The sequence below is a fragment of the Alpinimonas psychrophila genome (genome assembly GCF_014137865.1).
Classification (GTDB): domain Bacteria; phylum Actinomycetota; class Actinomycetes; order Actinomycetales; family Microbacteriaceae; genus Alpinimonas; species Alpinimonas psychrophila.
The window spans coordinates 206,433-225,845 of record NZ_JACGWU010000002.1; the positions used below are offsets into that span (position 1 = coordinate 206,433).

Here is a 19,413-nt window from a genome sequence, read left to right on the forward strand (position 1 = left end):
CTGCTGAAGTCGATGAGGCCTTGAGCAGGACCCCTCCCGTTTGTTAGAGCCCGCCCAACGTGACTTGAATTGTCTGGGTCTTGCCTCCGCGACTAATCTCGACCTCAACTTGTGCTCCGGCCGCCATTGTGCGAACCTGCGCCGTAATATCGCTGGCATCGGTAATGGGAACTCCGTTAAAACGCGTCACGATATCGCCGGCTTGCATTCCTGCCTTTTCGGCGGCACCACCGGAAGTGGCCTGCTGAATGAGAGCACCCTCGATCGTGCTTCCCTTCGCGCTGGCGGCATCAGAAACGCTCGCCCCCAGAAGTCCATGGGTTGCGGTACCGGTTGCGATAATCTCATTCGAGACTCGTTTGGCGAGGTTCGAGGGAAGAGCGAATCCGACGCCGATGTTGCCCGATTGGCCACCAGAAGAACTGCCGGCGCTGGCAATAGCGACGTTAATTCCAATGAGTTGACCCTTGGCATCGAGAAGGGCTCCACCCGAGTTTCCGGGGTTGATGGCCGCATCCGTTTGAATAACAGGGATGGAAATGGATGCAGATGCCGCAGGGGGAGCCTGCGTGGATGGAGTTGAGCCATCTTGACCGTTCCCTTGACCGAAGTCAAAGTTCCAGAAGTCGAAGGGACCCGTTCCATTGGGCGGCGTTTCTTGCCCGGGGGTTGTGCTCTGGTCAGGGGTTGTCGTCGGAACAGCCGAGCTCGCAATTTGGATGCTGCGGTTCAATGCCGAGACGATACCGGTTGTGACGGTCCCCGCCAGGCCGAGAGGAGCTCCCATGGCGATCGCCACGTCGCCAACGTTGAGCTTGCTGGAGTCACCCCACTCGATCGGCGTCAGGTTGGTTGCGCCGTCAAGCTTCAATACAGCTAAGTCGACCGTGGGGTCCGTGCCAACGATGGTTGCCGAGTAGAGGTGACCGAGGTTATCCCGCACCTGAATGGTGGGATTACCGGTGGCCCCATCAAGGGTTGCTACATGGTTGTTGGTCAGAATATAGCCGTCGGCGCTGAGAACAACGCCCGAACCACTGCCGGCCGCCGTTGATCCTGACACCGAGATGGTGACAACGCTGGGGGATGCTTTCTGGGCAACCGCTGTGACCGTCGAGACGTTCGACGCATCGTTAATGGTGATGCCCTGGGCGACAACGCCTGAAGCGGTCGAACCGTTCTGGCTAGAGAAGTATGCGGCCATGCCTGCCCCAGAACCTCCACCGATCACGGCTGCCGCGAGAGCAATCGCGACTACGACGGGAAGGGTCAGAACGCGCTTGGGTGCCGCTGCCGGGGCGGGGCCACCGAAAGCCGGGGGAATTGTTCCGGCGGGGGGAACGCTACCCGCGGCGGGCAAGGTGCGGGCTGGGGGGACAGTTCCAGCGTACGTCGGCGTCGCTGCCGAAGCTGGCGTGCGAGCCGCCGCAGTGGTGGGTGGGAAGTAGTAGTTGCGGTCGGCCTTGCCCGTAACAGGAGCGGTCGAGGTCCGCGCTGCCGTTGGGGCTGACGCCTGCGCTGATGACGGGGGCGTGTAGTCGCTCGGCGGAGTCGGCGCGGCTGCTTCGGAGATGACGGCTTCTGAAACGGTCGCCTCGGGAACGACGCCTTCCGGGACAACTGCCTTGCGAACAGGGGTCTTGCGAACTTTGGGAGCTTCTGTTGCAGATGGCCCAGATGCGTCCTTGGGGGCGACGGGGCTCACTGCGTTTTCGATGTTCTCGGGGTTTTGGGGGTTCTCAGGCATGATGTGGTTGCTCCTTCCGAGCGACTCCAGCATCCACTGTTATTCTGAGCACTTCCTATGAGCAGGCTGAGTGTCATCTGAGTGTTTCGATGCGGAATATTGCGTGACTAACGTTCGGCGATTCGTTCACGCGTTGCCGGGTTCAAGGCTAACAGCCGGGGGCAGGGATTCCCTGCTGGCACGCTCCTTGAACCAACACGTTGGCGTTGTCCACCACCACCACGGTCTGAGTTGGGGCCGTGGCAAAAACTCGTCCCTCGATGGGAGTCCAGGTGCCGGAGCCCCAGCGATACTCGAGGGCGAAGCCCACCCGGGCGGCGATCTCATACGTACCGGATTGGGAATAGATATGGCTCGTGGAGGTTGGCGAGAACTCAGGAAGCCCCTGCACCACCCATGAAGCCCCGGGTGATGACGTGCTACGGGTGCCACCGTCGCCGTACGTGAAATCAAAACTCACCGGGGTAAACCGAACCTCCGCGGACGACCCCAAGAGAACTCCTCCGACAACATGTGGGCGCGTGGACGTGATCATGTTGCTGTCCAATCCCACGACAGCCCAGCCGGACGGCTCGGTCGCCAGCGAGGGTTGATTCGGTGAGAAGGTTGCAACGTCGGCCACCGTGATGACGGGAGTGACATAGGCGGCCTCGAGAATCGGTGGCGCCTCAGCAACTCCAGGGTTGGCGACCTGAAAACAAGACGCCGCCCGGTTCACGAGCACGTAACAGTAACCTCGCGCCTGTTGGGGAGAATCTGGCACTCGCGGATAGAAACTCCAGTACGGCGTCGAGCTACCTCCCGAGCCCCCCGATCCACGGCCTTGCCCCGCCCCAGGAATCGCGTCACGCCCACCCCAGGTCGCTCCCCCACCGTTGGCTCCCGGCATGGTTTGGTTCGCCCAGACATCCACGCTGTTCCCGCCGACTTGCGCCCCTGAACATGCGCTAAAACTAGAACCCGAGGTGCTGCAGCCACCAGGCGCAGCAAAAGCACTCAAGGATTCAAACGAAATCAAAACTCCCGCTGCTAGGAGGCCCGCCGCAAGCGTCAGCAGAAATTTGTTCCGGACCATACGTCACTCCGTGAAATAGAAACTCGTGAATCTAAATCTGTCGACACAGTAAAAACCAGTTGAAGCGGTAAATTGTTATTCCGATTGATTGGCGTCACGTCCAACGAACTTGAGTCCAGGACCTGGATATCTCCCGTCCTGAGGCAGGCATACGCTCGGATTTCACCCTTGGTCGCGTCATAGCTTTCAAGCGTGAAAGAGTCGAACATTGAGGATCCCATTGCACGGAGTCCCTTCGAAACAACGTCGGCGTATTCCTGAACTTGCTGTTGGTATAGCTCAACAGAAACGAAAGGCTGAAGGCGCTCAACATTCAGACCACCATCACGGGCAATCTGGTCACTGACGTCGATGTAGTTCCGATAAGCAGCCTCGGCAGCGGCGAGAGCTTCTTCGTCGGAGGCGAACATCGGAGTTGCCTCAACGGCGGGAGTTGCTGTGGGCGGAGCAACCGTCGCAGTGCTCGCGCATCCCGTCAGGACGAGTGTGGTGAGAGCAGCGCAAATCAAGAGCGTTGCGCCGGAGCGTGTGCGAATGTTGCCGCGAGAAGGGGTCATAGCCTGCACGCTAGGCGATGGCGTTGAGGTCCGGATTGAACCGTCCACAGATGGGCATTCTCGAGATTTCTCAACAGGAATACGGTGAAGGGATCAACCGAGATGACGCGTGGTGAGGCAAAAGTGTACGGATCGGAGGATAAACGTGACGAGCAACTACCTAACTCCCGGAAATCCAGGACAGGAAAGTTCGCAGGCTGTGAACTTTCCTCCATTGCGAACCAAAATTCTCGGCGACGCCCAATGGAAAGGTTGGTCGGGGTGCCGTGGAACTCGGATTGTGTGCGTAACTCCTGAGATTCTCGAACTTCGGACACGCGTGCCGCGGAAACTTGGGGCGCGAAAACGGACAGGGCAAAAATTACAGGAGTTACGAACATCAGGCGCAGCTCAGCCTGAGCTAAACGATGCAACCGGGAGCAAAAGCCGCGAACTAATGGCCGCGAACTAAGGGCTGCAAGCTAAAGCGGGGTGACCCCGTAGCGGCGAAGCTCCAAGGCCGGATTGGCCCGGCGGGCATCGACGAGGGCCTGGGGGAAAACTTCCGCCATGGCGATACCGGCAGTCTGGCCCATATCGATGAGGGTCTCCCCCAGCGGGGAGATGACACGGGACATGCCCACGGCGACGGGGGCGATCTGGTCGGCCGCCGCCACAAAGACGAGGTTCTCGATCGCGCGCGCAGCGATGAGGGCAACCCAGTGATGAGCTTTCTTCGGGCCGGCCAGCCACTCGCTCGGGATCGCGACGAGCTCAGCCCCAGCATCGACGAGACGTCGGGTGACCTCCGGAAAGCGCAGGTCGTAGCAGGTCTGTAATCCGACTGTTAAGCCGGCGAGCTCACAGAGCTCGGGGGCAACGACCGGATCGCCGGCGCGAATCCAGTCGCTCTCCATCGAACCGAAAGCATCGAAGAGATGCACCTTGCGGTACCGGGCCATAATGTCACCCGAAGAATTGATAGCCACGACGGTGTTGAAGGGACGAGTGTCTTCGTCATCTTCGTCCGCGGCTTCCAAAATCCCCACGACGACGGCAATCTCGCACTCGGCGGCAAGAGCACGCATCGCCGTGACAAACGGGCCAGTGAGAGGCTCGGCAAACGTATTCACCCAGTCGCCGAGGGCTCCACAAAATGACGATGCGTACTCAGGAAGAATAATGATCTTGGCGCCGTTTTCGGAGGCGGCTTCGACGAGCTCGCGAATGGCATCCACGTTATCGGCCGGGTTCGGGCCAGGCCCAAACTGTCCGACCGCGACAAATACCCCCATGGGTTCAGGAACATCAGCGGTTGCATCGATCGATGCCTGCGAATCACTCATGCGGGCAACACTACCGAACTCTAGATGAGGCTTTTTGTGTGCCAGACGGTCTTGGTCTCGGTGAAGGCCGTGATGCGTGCAAGCGAGGCCGCAGGCACGCCCTCGACGGGAGGCAGAACACGCATCAGAGTCTCGGCAGCAGCAATCTGAAGATCAACCCAGTCGAGGTCACCGGCACCGGCCAAGTCGAGCGCGTTCACATCGGCGTGCGAGGCGAACCATGGAGCCAATTCCGCGGGCTTGCCCGTGATGATGTTGACGACACCCGAAGGAACATCGCTGGTGGCCAAGACCTCAGCGAAGCTAATCGCGGTCAGTGGTGCATCAAAACGAGGAACCGCGACGACCGTGTTGGCGCCGGCGAGAACAGGCGCAATAACTGAGACGAGACCCAGTAGTGAACCGGATGCCTGAGGTGCAATTACGGCGACAACCCCGGTGGGCTCGGGGACCGACAGGTTAAAGTACGGGCCAGAAACCGGGTTGGCGTTGCCGGCAACCTGCGTGTATTTGTCGGCCCATCCGGCGTACCACACCCACAGATCGATGGCGTCATCGACCTGCTTGGCGGCGGCAGCGGCGGTTGCTCCCTCGACGGAAACGATTTCCTCGATGAATTGGGCGCGACGACCCTCGAGCACCTCGGCGATGCGGTAGAGCACCTGGCCGCGGTTGTACGCCGTGGCACCGGACCAGCTGGAGAGAGCCGAGCGGGCGGCTACAACGGAGTCGCGCAGGTCTTTTCTTGAGGCGAGGGCGGCGTTGGCCACGAAGTCTCCCTTGGTCGACAAAATTTCATACACACGGCCCGATTCACTGCGCGGGAACTTGCCGCCAATGAAGAGCTTGTAGGTTTTGGGAACGGCAAGACGGCTCATCGCACGCCTCCTTCGAGGTAAGCGGAAAGTCCTTGGATTCCGCCCTCACGGCCGTACCCAGATTCCTTGTATCCGCCAAAGGGGCTTGCGGGATCGAACTTGTTGAACGTGTTTGCCCAGATGACCCCGGCGCGCAGCTTGTCGGCCACGGCCAAAATACGACTGCCCTTGTCACTCCAGATTCCAGCGGACAGACCGTAAGGCGTGTTGTTCGCCTTCGCAATCGCCTCGGCCGGGGTGCGGAAGGTCAGGATCGACAGCACGGGTCCGAAGATCTCATCACGGGCAACCGTGTTGCTGGTCTGAACCCCGGTGAATAGTGTGGGCGCGAACCAGAAGCCCTTTTCAGGAATCTCGCACGCGGCACTCCATCGTTCTCCGCCCTCGGCCTCACCCTTGGCGACCAGAGCCGTGATGCGCTCCAACTGAACCTTGGAGTTGATGGCCCCGATGTCGGTATTCTTATCCAACGGATCTCCGAGACGCAGGGTTCCGAGGCGCGTCTTCAGGCGATCGACAACCTCATCGTGAACGTTCTCCTGCACCAAGAGACGGCTGCCAGCGCAGCACACCTGGCCTTGGTTGAAGAAGATGCCCGAGATGATTCCCTCAACAGCTTGGTCGATGGGGGCGTCATCGAAGACGATGTTAGCCCCTTTGCCGCCAAGCTCGAGCGTCAGCTTCTTGCCGGTTCCGGCGAGGGTGCGCGCAATGCCGCGACCCACAGCCGTGGAGCCCGTGAAAGCAATCTTGTTAATGTCGGGATGTTCGACAATGGCACGTCCCGTGGCGCCCGCGCCCGTGACGATATTGACGACACCGGCGGGCAAATCGGCCTGCTGGCAAATTTCGGCAAAGAGCATCGCGGTGAGCGGGGTGGTCTCGGCGGGCTTCAGCACGACCGTGTTTCCGGCGGCGAGGGCCGGCGCAATCTTCCACGCGAGCATGAGCAACGGGAAGTTCCAGGGGATGATCTGCCCGGCGACACCGAGGGCGCGAGGGTTGGCACCCATGCCGGCATAGTCGAGCTTGTCAGCCCATCCGGCGTAGTAGAAGAACCAGGCGGCTGCCAAGGGGATGTCCGCGTCGCGGGTCTCCTTGATGGGCTTGCCGTTATCCAGTGTCTCGGCAACCGCAAGCTCACGAGCGCGCTCCTGAATCAGGCGGGCAATTCGAAAGAGGTACTTGCCACGGTCGGCGCCGGAGAGCTTCGACCAGACGCTGTCGTACGCCTTGCGAGCGGCGACAACGGCACGATTCACGTCTTCGTCGGTTCCGGCGGCGAAAGTAGCGATGTGCTTCTCGGTTGAGGGTGAAATGCTCGCGAAAGACTCGCCGGAGCCATCAACGAATTCACCACCAATGAAGTGACCGTAGTTTTCGCGCAGATTGAGAAGCCCAGTGGACTCTGGCGCGGGGGCATATTCCAAGAATGACATGTGTCTGTCCTAATCAATCGTGACGTAGTCGGGACCGGAGTAATGGCCCGTTGAAAGCTTCTGGCGTTGGAGCAAGACATCGTTGAGCAGGCTCGAGGCACCGAACCTAAAGAGGTGCGGGGTGAGCCATTCCTCGCCGACGGTCTCAGAGACGGTGACGAGATACTTGATGGCATCTTTGGAGGTACGGATTCCGCCGGCAGGCTTCACGCCCACCTTCTGTCCCGTCTGGGCGTGCCAGTCGCGCACGGCCTCCAGCATGAGCAGCGTCACGGGAAGGGTGGCGGCAGGAGCAACCTTGCCAGTCGACGTCTTGATGAAGTCACCGCCGGCCAGCATGGCCAACCAGGAGGCCATACGAACGTTGTCGTACGTGTTTAGCTCACCGGTCTCGAGGATGACTTTGAGGTGTGCGGAGGTTCCATCGGTGCGTACACACGATTGCTTGACAGCCTGGATTTCCTCGAAAACGAGACCCAAGCGACCTGAGAGGAACGCACTTCGATCAATGACCATATCAATTTCGTCGGCACCGGCCGCGACAGCATCTCGGGTGTCGGCAAGCTTGATCGCCCGAGAGGAGCGACCGCTGGGGAATGCGGTGGCGACGGCAGCGATGCTAATCAGTCCCGCATCCGGATCGCCATGAAGGGTACCCAACGCATCAACGGCATGGCCAACCATGTCCCCATAAACGCAGAGGGCAGCAACACGAGGAGTGGCGGTGTCGCTGGGGTCGGGGAGCATGCCCTTGGCGGCGAGGGAGTGGACCTTGCCGGGGGTGTCGGCGCCCTCCAGCGTCGTGAGGTCGATCAACGAGATAATCTTGTCGATCGCCCAGGCCTTGGAACTGGTCTTGATACTGCGGGTTCCGAGGTCGGCGGCACGGGCTTCGAGCCCGACGGCATCGACACCGGGCAGTCCGTTGAGAACAGCCTTCAGGTTCTTTTCCGAAAAATCGGTGCCCACCAAAGAATGGGCGTGATCGGTAGACAAAATCGTCATTGGTCTCCTCCAGGTAACAGCGCCAGCGCCGTTTGTTCATCGGTAACTAAAACGGTGCAGAGCCCGCTGGCGGCCACGGCCGCGGCAATCCCCTGCTTGGACGCGCCCGCAATGACGGCAATACTGATGGCCGCCTTACGCAGCTGTTCGTGTTCGACTCCCAAGGTCCGCGCATCGAGGGCGGGATCCACGATCTTGCCCGCGGCATCGATGAAGCGCCCGACGACATCGCCGACGGCACCGCGTGAAATAAGGCGGTTCAAATCTGTTGGGGAGATATAGCCGCTCTCAAGCAACACCGAGGTGTCATCGGCGGGACCGGCGCTGAACAAGAAAACATTTGCGGAGCCGGCAAGATCGAGGACACCCGCGATGGTGCGGTCATCCTGAATGAGAGCACGCGTCTCCGCACGCTCCAAAATTGCGGGGGTGGGAAGCAGTGTGATGCTTCCTCCAGACTTGCGGGCCATTGTCATCGCCGTCTGGCTGGCATTCTCGGAACGCGATGTGAGGCTGACGCCACCGTTGATCTGCACGACTTGGGTGCCATCCGCCCAGCCCTGAGGAAGTGCCTCGGCGATGCGGTCTAGGGTGCGCCCCCAGCTCAGCCCCAAAATGCGAGGGTTCGGTTTCAACAGCGAAAGATAGGTCGCGGCTGCAGCGGCGACTCGCTCCTGAACCTCGTCGTAGCCATCGCCGCGTGCAGCAGGGACAACCACGGCCTCCGCCAAGCCATAGCGCTCACGAAGCTTCTGCTCGAGTTCATTCTGACGCGCGCGTGGATGAACAATCGTGATCCGAACGATTCCGGCATCGCGGGCGGCGGTGAGCAAACGCCCAACCTTCCAGCGCGAAATCCCCAGTTCGGCGCCGATGTCATCTTGCGTCATGTCTCCGTTGTAGTACAGCTCGGAAGCCCGCACCGCGAGGGTGAGATCGGCGTTAAACATGAAACCTCCAAGACACGAGCTACTGTCTCGAGGATAGACGCATTTACGGCAATACGCAACATCTGCGCGATAGCTTGCTCGTATGAGCAAAATGGGCGAGTTGACGGGTGGGTCGGCGGGAATCTCGGTCGGCACCCTACGCCGGCGGAAGAGGTGCCGGACTTCCCACGGCCGTGCCGTCCACCATGACGTTTTTGCGCATAATGAACCCTGCGAAAGCAGCAATCACACCCGTTGCCATCATCATGAGCAGCATGGGCGTCCAACTGGGCGTCGCGGCGTGAATGAGGCCCACGCCTAGGGGCCCGAGTGCACCGATGGCGTAGCCCACTCCTTGAGCCATGCCGCTCAATGCAACCGACCCCTCCTGCGTTCTTGTTCGATAGTTAATCAGCACCAGACAGACGGGGAAAAGCAAAGGACCCAAGCCCAAGAGTGCGATCCAGAGCAAGGTTGCCGTGTGGGGAATCAACAACAACCCTGTGGTCCCCGCTAACAATGACGCCGACGAAAGGTAGTAGAGAAAACTGACATTCTTCATGCGAGCCACAAGAATTGGCGCGAACAGCGCCGGGGCGAGGCCGAGAAGCACGTAGAAAGCCAAGCTCGATCCGGTTTGGGCGGCGGTCATGCCCACACGCTCTTGAAGCATCATGGGCAGCCAGGCAAACGACGTGTAGGCGTTGATGCTGGCGATGGCGAAGCCAAGCGTGATCGCCCAGCTCGTGGGTGACTTCCAAACGAGGCGAGTAATTTTATGCGTGTGGTGGGGCAATGTGGGCTTGTCGACAGAACGGCGCCGAATAAGAAGGGCCGCCCACGGGATGATCGCGACGAACGCAATGATGGCCCAGGACGCGATCGAGAATCGCCAGTTAATGGCTTCGGCGAGTGGTGCCGAAAGCAGCGGTGGGAACATGGTCGATGCCACGGCTACAGAGACATACAAGGCCGACATGAAGGCGACCCGATCGGGGAAGTATTTCTTGATCAGCGGAGGCAGGAGAACATTACTGGCTCCAATACCCGCGAGGGCGACAACGCTCCATCCCAGAAATGCATTGGTCTCCGAGGAGAAGGCCCGAAGAATTTGCCCCACCCCGGTGAGGAAGACGCCGATCATCAGGGCCCATTCGAGCCCAACCCGGCGGGCAAACCACGGTGCCGCCAACCCAAAGACAGAAAAAGCAACGGGCGACAGCATTCCCAAAATACCCACCGAAAAGGGGGTGAAGTGAACGTCGTTCCCGATAAGGGCGAGGATCGGGGAAACTGAGGCCACTGCCGTGCGCATGCTTGCCGCCACGATGACGATTCCGGCGAACGCAAACGCCCGTCCCGCCCAAATCCGACCGGGAGCCCCAGGAATCATCGGAGAGGACACCTAGACGGCGAGAACTTTGCGCACATCCAGAACATCGGCATTCATCTGTTCAATGAGCGCCTCGATGCCGGCGAAGGCCACCATGCCGCGAAGGCGCGCCGCAAATTCCACGACGACCACATGCCCATAGAGATCGAGGGAAGCATCCAACACAAAGGCTTCCACCGTTCGCAGATGGATTCCCTCAAAGGTTGGATTAGACCCCACAGAGATTGCGGCCGGATAGCGAACACCCGCATCGGTGAGCCAGCCGGCATAGACGCCATCAGCGGGAATAAGCCCCGTTGCTTCTTGGGAAAGATTGGCTGTGGGATAACCCAGCTCGCGGCCCCGTTTAGCTCCATGAACGACGGTTCCACGCACAGCCGGCATGCGCCCGAGCAACGCGCACGCCCCCTCAACATCGCCTTCCCCCATAACGAGGCGGATGCGCGAGGAAGACACTCGCAGACCGTTGACCGACGAAACATCATCGATGAGCACAACATCGAAACCAAGCTCGACTCCGAAGGCTCGAAGTTGAGCCACGTCGCCTTCCGCGTGAGACCCAAACCGGAAGTCGTGTCCGACCAGAACGACCTGCGCGTGCAGAGCGTGCACGAGCACGCGCGTGACAAATTCCCGAGGACTCAGCGCGGCCAGCTCATGGGTGAAGGGCAGAACGAGGTTGGTCTGAACGCCGGCTTGCTCAATCAGCTCAATTCGGCGAGCCATGCCGGTGATTTCAACCGGGCGAGCCTCAGGGCGAAAAAGTGCCGCGGGGTGCCTATCGAACGTCACGACGGTGGCCGTCAGCCCACGAGTCTCTGCAATGTCATCGAGCTGATGGATGATTTCAACATGGCCGATGTGAACGCCATCGAACTTGCCAATCGTGACGGCAGTCGGGCCAAAATCCTGAGGGATCTCCTCGAGTGACCAATAGGTTGTCATCGGGTTTCCCCCGCGACAGCCAAAGGCGATCTCGACCGACGAAGCCAGAGGAGCCCCAAAATTGGCATGACCAACGGCAAGAAGAGGTACCCGCGACCAAAAACTGACCAGACGGTGTCGTGCGGAAAAAGTACCGGCAAGAAAATACTGAGGAAACCGACGATGAGCACGCCGGCGAGCTCGATGCTGATCGTCACCCAGGCGACACGCATCCATGTACGACCGGGAGCAATCAGGGCAATCGTGGCGACGACATAGATGAGGGCCGCGACGGCCGAGAGCGCATAGGCGACGGGGGCATCATGAAACTTGGTCGCAATCTGAAAGAACGAGCGACCGAGTGCCGCGAGAGCCAACACCGCGTAGACCGCAATGAGCACTCGTCCCAGACCCGAGCGGCGAGTGTGTTCATTCGCGTGGGGAGGCCTTGTCGCAGTCATATCAAGATCAATTCTACTTCGGTGTGGCTAGGCGCCTTGGATGAACCAGATCTGGCTCATCCGGAACAGCATGACGGCAACCGCCAAGCAGGCAACGCCCAGGATAATCGTGCTCCAGCGACTTCGATCAAGCAGTGCCCAAAATCCTGCTCCAAAGGGAATAAGGATCGCGCTGATGAGGTAAATATAGAACTCAAGGAGCGAACCCGAGGGTTCGTTGCCCATAATTGGGGAGGCGATGGCCACCCCGAGCTGAACGATGAGCAATAACGCCACAACGCCGGTAAAGGCCATCGTCAGGTCACTCGGGCGACGCCCAATGAGCCCCAGCATCACCGCAATTGCTCCGCCCACAACAGCAACGAGAATTTGAAGGAGAGTCAGCCATTCGATCATGAGGTCGTTATCTCCAGCGCATCGGGAACCTCATCGGAAGTCCCATCGGACGCGATCGGGCCATAGGCAGGAAAATTCAGAATCACGCGCGAAACCCCCGCCTTCACTGTGATGAGTCCCACCAGCCTATCCTCGGGCCCAATAGCAGCGATGGGATGTTTCGAGTCGGCCTGATCCGCCAACACGATCTTTTTTCCGTGGCTGAGGTCGACGGCGTGCTCCAGCCCGAGATCCACAGCGGGAAATACTCGGCGAGCGACGTCCGCGGGGCCCAGGAGTTTTGGTGGCGAGGCAACATCCTCAATTCTGAGCGCATCCGTCACGTGGAAGCCACCGATACGCGTGCGGCGCAAAGCAGTGAGATGGCCACCAACTCCCAACTTGAAACCAAGGTCACGGGCGAGGGCACGAATATAGGTACCGGACGAACAGACGACACGAACATCCACGTCAATGACAGCCTCCCCCTGCGCGTCGCGGGAGTGCGCAACCGATAGGACCTCAAATTCTGAGACCGTCACGGCACGCGCTTTCAGCTGCACTTCTTGGCCCGCTCGCACGAGCGCGTAGGCTCGACGCCCATCCACTTTTATGGCACTGACCGAGCTCGGAACCTGTTCGATTTCCCCTGTCAACGTGACGATGGCTTCGTGAATGGCGCTCTCGGTCACCCGCTGAACCTGGGCTGCCGGGGCGCTGCCCAGACTCTCTCCGTCGGCGTCATCGGTCGTGGTAGAGATTCCCAAACGAATGGTTGCCTCGTACTCCTTGTCGAGCCCAACAATGAACGTGAGGAGTCTCGTGGAGGAGCCCAGTCCCAAGATGAGAAGTCCCGTAGCCATGGGATCTAGGGTGCCAGCATGCCCCACCTTGCGGGTGTCAGCTTTCTTGCGTGTGCGAGCAACAACGTCATGGCTTGTCAGCCCCTGAGGCTTATCCACGAGAAGGATGCCGTTAGGGGCGTCGACAGAAGTTTTTGGCACACCTCAATTATCCTCGCCTGAAGCAGGCCGCCCCACACGTGTTCCATTATCGGCGTGAGGCCGACCTAGACTTTCTCTCGTGCAACAAGAGATCATCGACTGGTACGAGACCAACGGGCGCAACCTCCCGTGGCGCCAGCCCGGCTTTACCCCGTGGGGTGCGCTGGTCAGCGAGTTTATGTTGCAACAAACCCCGGTGGCGCGTGTGATCCCCCGCCTAGAGGAATGGCTCGAACGCTGGCCGACACCAGCAGCCCTGGCCGCCGCCCCCGCTGGAGATGCTGTGCGGGCGTGGGCCAATCTGGGGTACCCGCGTCGAGCCTTGTGGTTGCACGCGTGCGCTGTCACAATCGTGCGAGATTACAGCGGAAACGTTCCCAATGACGTGGATGCCCTGCTCGCCCTCCCCGGAGTGGGGTCTTATACCGCTCGCGCCGTCGCCGTCTTCGCCTTCGGTGCGCATGAACCGGTGGTTGACACGAATATCCGGCGCGTTATTGCCCGCCACACGCTGGGACAAGCCGAGCCCGGACCGCCCCGCGAAAAAGCCGACATGGAGGCTATGCGTGAGCTTTTGCCCGAGCCGACCATCTCTCCCACCTTCAACATTGGTGTCATGGAGTTAGGGGCTCTGGTGTGCACTGCACGAAATCCCCAGTGCGAGGCGTGTCCCATTCGTGCAACGTGCGCCTGGCGAACAGCCGGCTATCCCGAGTATGAAGGTGCAGTCAAAGCACGACAGAAAAAGTATGAGGGAAGCGACCGCCAGGTGCGCGGAGCAATACTGGCGGTGTTGCGAGATGCCCCCAGTGCGGTCCACCGATCAGCCATAGATGACGCGTGGCCGGATGCCGCCGGGCGTGGGCGGGCCCTGGAGGGACTTCTCCAAGATGGTCTCGTCGTGCTCGAAGAAAGTGACATCTTTGGCCTGCCGTCCTAGGCTAAAACCATGGATGAGAACGAGATTCGCGAGATAGCCAAGAAGCAACTCAAGAAACAGGCAGATTTCAAGGGGTACCTGTGGATTTGGTTGGCTGTTTCGGTCATGCTGACCGCCATCTGGGCACTCACCAGTTTCGGAACGTATTACTGGCCAATCTGGGCCATCTTCGGCATGGGTATCGGCGCCCTTTTCTCAGGGATAGACGCGTACGGCAAGAACCCGCGCATCATCAGCGAAGCAGCCATCGATGCTGAAGTTCACCGCCTCAAAGGCACTAAGCCCGAAAGTTCCTAAGGCTTCTCTGCAGAGCCTTCGTGAAGCTCGTCAGCTTCGTCAGCCTCGTCAATATCGCTGACACCGTCGGCCCACGGGTTGACCCGCGGCGCAGCCTCTTCATCATGGATTTCGCGGGGCTTGACGTAGGGGTCCGCTTCGCCAGCATAGACCGCGTTCTTCGCTAGACCCTCGACCGCGGAGTCCTGCTCCCGAGCCTTCTCGAGCAAGTCGTTGATGCTTTGCGCGTTCTCCGGCAGGGCATCGAGCATGAACTCGATGACGGGGGTCAGGCGAATCGTAAGATTGCGTCCCACCTCACCGCGAATGCGACCAGTGTTGGCCTTGAGCGCCGCCTGCGTATCGGCACGCTCCTCATCGGAGCCGTAGACGGTGTAAAAAATTGTGGCGTGTTGGAGGTCACCGGTGCACCGAACATCCGTGATCGTGACAAAGCCCAAGCGGGAATCTTTGACGACACCGCGCTCGAGAGCCTCCGCGACGATGACCTTGATGCGTTCACCAAGCTTGCGTGCTCTGGCGTGGTCGACCATGTTCGTGCCTATCTCTTAAATCTCTTAAAAAGTGGGGCAAGAAAAGGGGCAGGCTGCGGGTTGCGCGGCGTGCCCCTTTTCTTACAGGGATTAGACGCGGGGCTTTTCTTTCATCTCGATCGTCTCAATCTCGTCACCGAGCATGATGTCGTTGTACTTGCCCAGTCCGATACCACACTCGAAGTCCGTGCGGACCTCAGTGGCGTCGTCCTTGAAGCGACGGAGCGACTCGATGGCAAGACCATCGGCGATAACGATGCCCTCGCGAATAACGCGGGCCTTCGAGTTTCGCGTGATGGTTCCGCTGCGAACGATACAGCCGGCAACGTTCCCGAACTTGCTCGAGCGGAAGATCTCGCGAACTTCTGCAACACCCGACTGGATCTCTTCGAATTCAGGCTTGAGCATGCCCTTGAGGGAGTGCTCAATGTCTTCGAGGGCACCGTAGATGACCGAGTAGAACCGGATGTCGACACCCTCACGGGCAGCACGCTCGCGCGCTTTAACGTCGGGGCGAACGTTGAATCCGATGATGACGGCGTTGTCGACCGTAGCGAGGTTGACGTCGCTCTCGGTGACCGCACCCACACCACGGTGGATGATGCGTAGCTGAACAGAATCATCAACCTCGATCTTGAGCAACGACTCTTCGAGGGCTTCAACAGCACCCGAAACGTCACCCTTGATGATGAGGTTGAGCGACTCGACCTTGCCCTCTTCGAGAGCGCGCGTGAAGTCTTCAAGCGAAATGCGCTTGCGACCCTTGGCCAACAGCGCGTTACGTTCGGCAGCTTCACGCTTCTCAGCAATCTGACGAGCCGTACGGTCTTCTTCGGTAACGAGGAAGGTATCTCCGGCGCGCGGAACACTCGAGAGGCCCTGAACTTGAACCGGACGAGAAGGAGTGGCTTCCTTGACGGGATCACCGTTCTCATCCATCATTGCGCGAACGCGACCATACGCCGTACCCGCAACGATGGCGTCACCAACACGGAGGGTTCCCGACTCGATGAGCACGGTTGCCACAGCACCACGACCCTTATCAAGGCGAGCCTCAATCGCAATACCGCGAGCGGCTTTGTTGGGATTGGCACGGAGGTCGAGACCAGCATCTGCGGTGAGCAGAACGGCATCGAGAAGAGCATCAACGTTCAAGCCGGTGAGGGCGGAAACGTCGACGAACATAACGTCTCCTCCGTATTCCTCGGCAACGAGACCGAATTCGGTGAGCTGCTGACGAACCTTGGCCGGGTTGGCATCGGGCTTGTCTACCTTGTTGACGGCCACAACGATGGGCACCCCAGCGGCTTGTGCGTGGTTGAGCGCCTCAATGGTCTGAGGCATGATGCCGTCGTCTGCTGCCACAACCAGAATCGCGATGTCCGTTGCCTGAGCACCACGAGCACGCATGGCGGTGAACGCCTCGTGGCCCGGTGTGTCGATGAAGGTGATGGCGCGCTCGACGCCTTCGTGCATGGTGTGAACCTGGTAGGCACCGATATGCTGCGTGATTCCACCGGCTTCACCCGCGACAACGTTCGTCTTACGGATGCTGTCGAGTAGACGCGTCTTTCCGTGATCAACGTGACCCATGACGGTGACGACGGGGGGACGAATTTCAAGATCTTCGTCTGTCTCGTCTTCCAGCTCCTGCTCGAGGTCGATGTCGAAGGCTTCGAGAAGCTCCTTGTCTTCCTCTTCGGGGCTGACAACCAGGATCTTGAATCCCAGTTCTTCACCAAGTACCTGGAATGTGGCCTCATCGAGAGACTCTGTGGCCGTTGCCATCTCACCGAGGTGGAACAGAACGGTTACCAGGTTACCGGGGCTGGCGTTGATCTTGTCTGCGAAGTCAGAGATCGAGGCGCCACGACGAAGTCGGACGACCGTCGTGCCATCACCGCGGGGAACGCTAACACCACCCAGCGAGGGGGCTTCGCGGAGCTCAAACTCGGCCCTTTTGGTGCGCTTCGACTTACGTGCCTTGCTCTTGCCGCCTCCGCGACCAAAAGCACCGGCAGTTCCACCACCGGGACCTCGGCCACGGCCGCCCGCGCCACCAGCTGGCGGACGGTTGGGGCCAAAGCCTGGACGTGCTGCTCCACCGGGAGCACCGGGTGCACCAGCGCCAGCGCCAGCAAAGCCGGGACGTGCGCCACCAGCACCACCGGGGCGCTGGAAGGACGTACCGGCACCGCCGGGACGACCGGGACCACCTGGGCGGCCACCGGGGCCACCTGCGCCACCCGGACGCGGCATGCCGCCACCGGGACGCGGAGCCATGGGACGAGGAATGTTACTGGGGCTTGGAGTTCCCGCCGGGCGTGTGCCCATTCCCTGCGCCGAAGCGAAGGGGTTATTGCCGGGACGCGAGGCACCTGCGGGACGTGTACCCATTCCCTGCGCCGAAGCGAAGGGGTTATTGCCGGGACGAACAGCGCCAGGGGCCTTGGGCGCAGCTGGTGCTGAACCGTCCGTGGGCGCACTAGGAGCTGCAGGCGTGCCTTCAGCAACGACCGGTGCGGTCGGCGCCGACGGGGCGACAGCAGCCGCTGCTGGAGCAGAGGACGCTGAGGGCGCCGGTGCTTGAGCCGAGGGAATCGATGCTGGTTTGCTCGGGGCTGGAGCCTGAGCCGAGGGAACCGACACAGTGGCCGCAGGCATGGCAGGTCCGGGGGTCGCTGCAGCCGAAGGGGCCGGAGCCTGAGCCGAAACTTGGGTGGGGACCGGAGCGCTCGTAGAAGCAACGGGAGTCGCGTCAACCGGGCTCGCTGGAGCAGACGCGGCAGCAGCGGCAGCAACCGCGGCAGCGGGCTTGATGCCCTCGGCCTCGAGTGCGGCCCGCAACTTGCGCGCTACGGGAGGTTCAATGGTGGACGAAGGTCCTTTGACGAACTCGCCTATGTCTTTCAACATAGCGAGAGCCTGCTTGCTATCGATGCCGTATTCAGCAGCGACTTCGTGTACGCGTGGTTTGGCAGCCACAATTCTCCTGTCTTAGGGTCTGAGCCCTAATTACAGGACCAGACCATTACAAACGGACGGAACTCATTACGAGTCACTCATTAGTTGTCCATTAGCCGTTCAGCCTTTGTTTGGTTGGTGTGAGGCTCGCCGACGGCGAGCTCCTTGGAAGTCAGCACGCTGACCAAATCGTGAGTATCGGTAATCTCGGTTCGAAGCGCACGCCCGAAAGCCCGACGCTTCACCGCCGTTTCCACACACTCACTGCGTGGATGAACCCATGCACCTCGGCCTGGCGCCACCGCAGAAAAATCTACGACAGCAATGCCATCCTTGGCAACAACCCGCACAAGTGCAGACTTGTCGGCCTTGTGACGGCAGCCGATGCACGTTCTAACCGGTTCCATGTTACCTCACTCTGCGGGGCCCCGGGATTAGGGGCCGCAAATTAGTCGTCGCCCTCGAGAATTGAGTCGGGCTGAATGTCGATCTTGGCCCCGGTGAGCTTCGCGGCAAGACGAGCATTCTGCCCCTCCTTACCGATGGCCAACGAGAGCTGGTAGTCGGGGACAAGGGCGCGAACGGCCTTCAGGTCCTTGTCGATGACATAGGAACTTGTCACCTTGGCCGGAGAAAGCGCGTTAGCCACAAACGTCGCCAAATCTGCCGAGTAGTCAACGATGTCAACCTTCTCGTCATTGAGCTCCTCGGTTACGGCGCGAACGCGACGGCCGAGCTCGCCGATGCAGGCGCCCTTGGCGTTGATAGCAGCGTCGGTGGCGCGAACCGCGATCTTGGTACGGTGTCCAGCTTCGCGAGCCAGGGCAACGATCTCAACCAGGCCGCTCGCAATCTCGGGAACCTCGAGCACGAACAACTTGCGAACGAGCTGCGGGTGCGTGCGAGAAACAGTGACCATGGGGCCCTTGAGACCGCGAGCAACGGCCGTAACATACACGCGGATGCGAGCGCCGTGAACATACTCTTCGCCAGGAACCTGCTCCTCGGGGGGCATGATGGCCTCCACCGAACCGAGATCAATGTGCACCATACGGGGGTTGGGGCCCTGCTGAATGACGCCGGCAACGATGTCGCCTTCGCGGCCCTTGAACTCACCGAGAACGGCATCATCAGCGATGTCGCGCAGCCGTTGGAAGATGACTTGTTTGGCGGCAGCCGCAGCGATGCGGCCAAAGTCTTCACCATCGGCGATGGACTCGCCAATGATGTGACCTTCTTCGTCTTTTTCGGGTACAAAAATGGTGACAATACCGGTCTTGCGATCCAGCTCTACTCGAGCGTCAGGAAGCTCAATCGCGGGGCGAACCTCCGGAACGACCTTAGATCCGGGAGCTCCCTTGGGCTGGCGAATGGGCTTGGGCAGCGGCTGATTTTGAACCATGTGCTTCTGATAGGCGATAAGAATGGCCTGCTCGATGATTTCGACGAGTTCGTCAAAGGGGATGCCCTTCTCAGTTTCCATGAGCTTGAGAACTCTGAGATCGATATCCACGACGGGCCTCCTATATTCGCACCAGTTACCGCTTGCCTCCCGGCGAACGAAGTT

General features: G+C 60.2%; 19 protein-coding genes. 2 read left to right on the top strand and 17 right to left on the bottom strand.

The features are described from left to right. Positions 1–43 precede the first annotated feature (43 nt). The 13 genes from FB555_RS05650 to truB all read right to left on the bottom strand — a co-directional run bounded on the left by FB555_RS05650 (position 44) and on the right by truB (position 13,112). Positions 44–1,747 (bottom strand): S1C family serine protease, encoded by a 1,704-nt coding sequence (locus FB555_RS05650; protein ID WP_182484485.1) that lies wholly within the window; start codon positions 1,745–1,747, stop codon positions 44–46. Positions 1,748–1,895: 148 nt separating this feature from the next. Continuing rightward, a complete protein-coding gene (locus FB555_RS05655) occupies positions 1,896–2,822 on the bottom strand; it encodes a hypothetical protein (RefSeq protein ID WP_182484486.1) in 927 nt (308 codons plus the stop codon). Then, positions 2,798–3,379, bottom strand: a complete 582-nt coding sequence (locus FB555_RS05660) for a hypothetical protein (RefSeq protein ID WP_182484487.1) — start codon at positions 3,377–3,379, stop codon at positions 2,798–2,800. The genes FB555_RS05655 and FB555_RS05660 overlap by 25 nt, the downstream gene beginning before the upstream one ends. A 461-nt stretch (positions 3,380–3,840) precedes the next feature. Next, positions 3,841–4,704, bottom strand: coding sequence for a carbon-nitrogen hydrolase family protein (locus FB555_RS05665; RefSeq protein WP_246323604.1), 864 nt, complete (start codon positions 4,702–4,704; stop codon positions 3,841–3,843). Between the two features lie 20 nt (positions 4,705–4,724). Further along, complete coding sequence (locus FB555_RS05670; RefSeq protein WP_182484488.1) at positions 4,725–5,582, bottom strand: aldehyde dehydrogenase family protein; 858 nt, start codon at positions 5,580–5,582, stop codon at positions 4,725–4,727. Beyond that, positions 5,579–7,021 (bottom strand): aldehyde dehydrogenase family protein, encoded by a 1,443-nt coding sequence (locus tag FB555_RS05675; RefSeq protein WP_182484489.1) that lies wholly within the window; start codon positions 7,019–7,021, stop codon positions 5,579–5,581. The genes FB555_RS05670 and FB555_RS05675 overlap by 4 nt, the downstream gene beginning before the upstream one ends. A 9-nt stretch (positions 7,022–7,030) precedes the next feature. After that, a complete protein-coding gene (gene deoC, locus FB555_RS05680; protein ID WP_182484490.1) occupies positions 7,031–8,026 on the bottom strand; it encodes a deoxyribose-phosphate aldolase in 996 nt (331 codons plus the stop codon). Beyond that, the gene (locus tag FB555_RS05685; protein ID WP_182484491.1) at positions 8,023–8,976 is read right to left on the bottom strand and encodes a sugar-binding transcriptional regulator; all 954 of its coding nucleotides are present in this window, start codon (positions 8,974–8,976) and stop codon (positions 8,023–8,025) included. The genes deoC and FB555_RS05685 overlap by 4 nt, the downstream gene beginning before the upstream one ends. A gap of 136 nt (positions 8,977–9,112) precedes the next feature. Then, positions 9,113–10,348 carry an MFS transporter gene (locus FB555_RS05690; protein WP_182484492.1) on the bottom strand — a complete coding sequence of 412 codons (1,236 nt, stop codon included), beginning with the start codon at positions 10,346–10,348 and terminating at the stop codon, positions 9,113–9,115. A gap of 12 nt (positions 10,349–10,360) precedes the next feature. Further along, positions 10,361–11,293: a bifunctional riboflavin kinase/FAD synthetase gene (locus FB555_RS05695; RefSeq protein WP_182484493.1), complete on the bottom strand. Its 933-nt coding sequence runs from the start codon at positions 11,291–11,293 to the stop codon at positions 10,361–10,363. Further along, complete coding sequence (locus FB555_RS05700; protein WP_182484494.1) at positions 11,290–11,733, bottom strand: hypothetical protein; 444 nt, start codon at positions 11,731–11,733, stop codon at positions 11,290–11,292. The genes FB555_RS05695 and FB555_RS05700 overlap by 4 nt, the downstream gene beginning before the upstream one ends. Positions 11,734–11,760: 27 nt before the next feature. Then, a complete protein-coding gene (locus tag FB555_RS05705) occupies positions 11,761–12,129 on the bottom strand; it encodes a hypothetical protein (protein WP_182484495.1) in 369 nt (122 codons plus the stop codon). After that, positions 12,126–13,112, bottom strand: coding sequence for a tRNA pseudouridine(55) synthase TruB (gene truB / locus FB555_RS05710; RefSeq protein WP_182484496.1), 987 nt, complete (start codon positions 13,110–13,112; stop codon positions 12,126–12,128). Before truB ends, FB555_RS05705 begins: the two co-directional genes overlap by 4 nt. Positions 13,113–13,191: 79 nt before the next feature. Between truB and FB555_RS05715 the strand changes: the two genes are divergently transcribed. After that, positions 13,192–14,052: an HhH-GPD family protein gene (locus tag FB555_RS05715; RefSeq protein WP_343046413.1), complete on the top strand. Its 861-nt coding sequence runs from the start codon at positions 13,192–13,194 to the stop codon at positions 14,050–14,052. A 9-nt stretch (positions 14,053–14,061) separates the two neighbouring features. Further along, a complete protein-coding gene (locus FB555_RS05720) occupies positions 14,062–14,349 on the top strand; it encodes a 2TM domain-containing protein (RefSeq protein ID WP_182484497.1) in 288 nt (95 codons plus the stop codon). On the opposite strand, the gene rbfA is transcribed toward FB555_RS05720, so the two are convergent. The 4 genes from rbfA to nusA all read right to left on the bottom strand — a co-directional run bounded on the left by rbfA (position 14,346) and on the right by nusA (position 19,359). Further along, a complete protein-coding gene (gene rbfA / locus FB555_RS05725; RefSeq protein ID WP_182484498.1) occupies positions 14,346–14,882 on the bottom strand; it encodes a 30S ribosome-binding factor RbfA in 537 nt (178 codons plus the stop codon). The genes FB555_RS05720 and rbfA overlap by 4 nt on opposite strands. A 90-nt stretch (positions 14,883–14,972) precedes the next feature. Beyond that, positions 14,973–17,867, bottom strand: coding sequence for a translation initiation factor IF-2 (gene infB / locus FB555_RS05730; protein ID WP_182484499.1), 2,895 nt, complete (start codon positions 17,865–17,867; stop codon positions 14,973–14,975). 80 nt (positions 17,868–17,947) lie between these two features. Next, complete coding sequence (locus tag FB555_RS05735; protein WP_182484500.1) at positions 17,948–18,253, bottom strand: YlxR family protein; 306 nt, start codon at positions 18,251–18,253, stop codon at positions 17,948–17,950. Positions 18,254–18,294: 41 nt separating this feature from the next. After that, the gene (nusA, locus tag FB555_RS05740) at positions 18,295–19,359 is read right to left on the bottom strand and encodes a transcription termination factor NusA (protein WP_182484501.1); all 1,065 of its coding nucleotides are present in this window, start codon (positions 19,357–19,359) and stop codon (positions 18,295–18,297) included. Between the last annotated feature and the right edge of the window lie 54 nt (positions 19,360–19,413).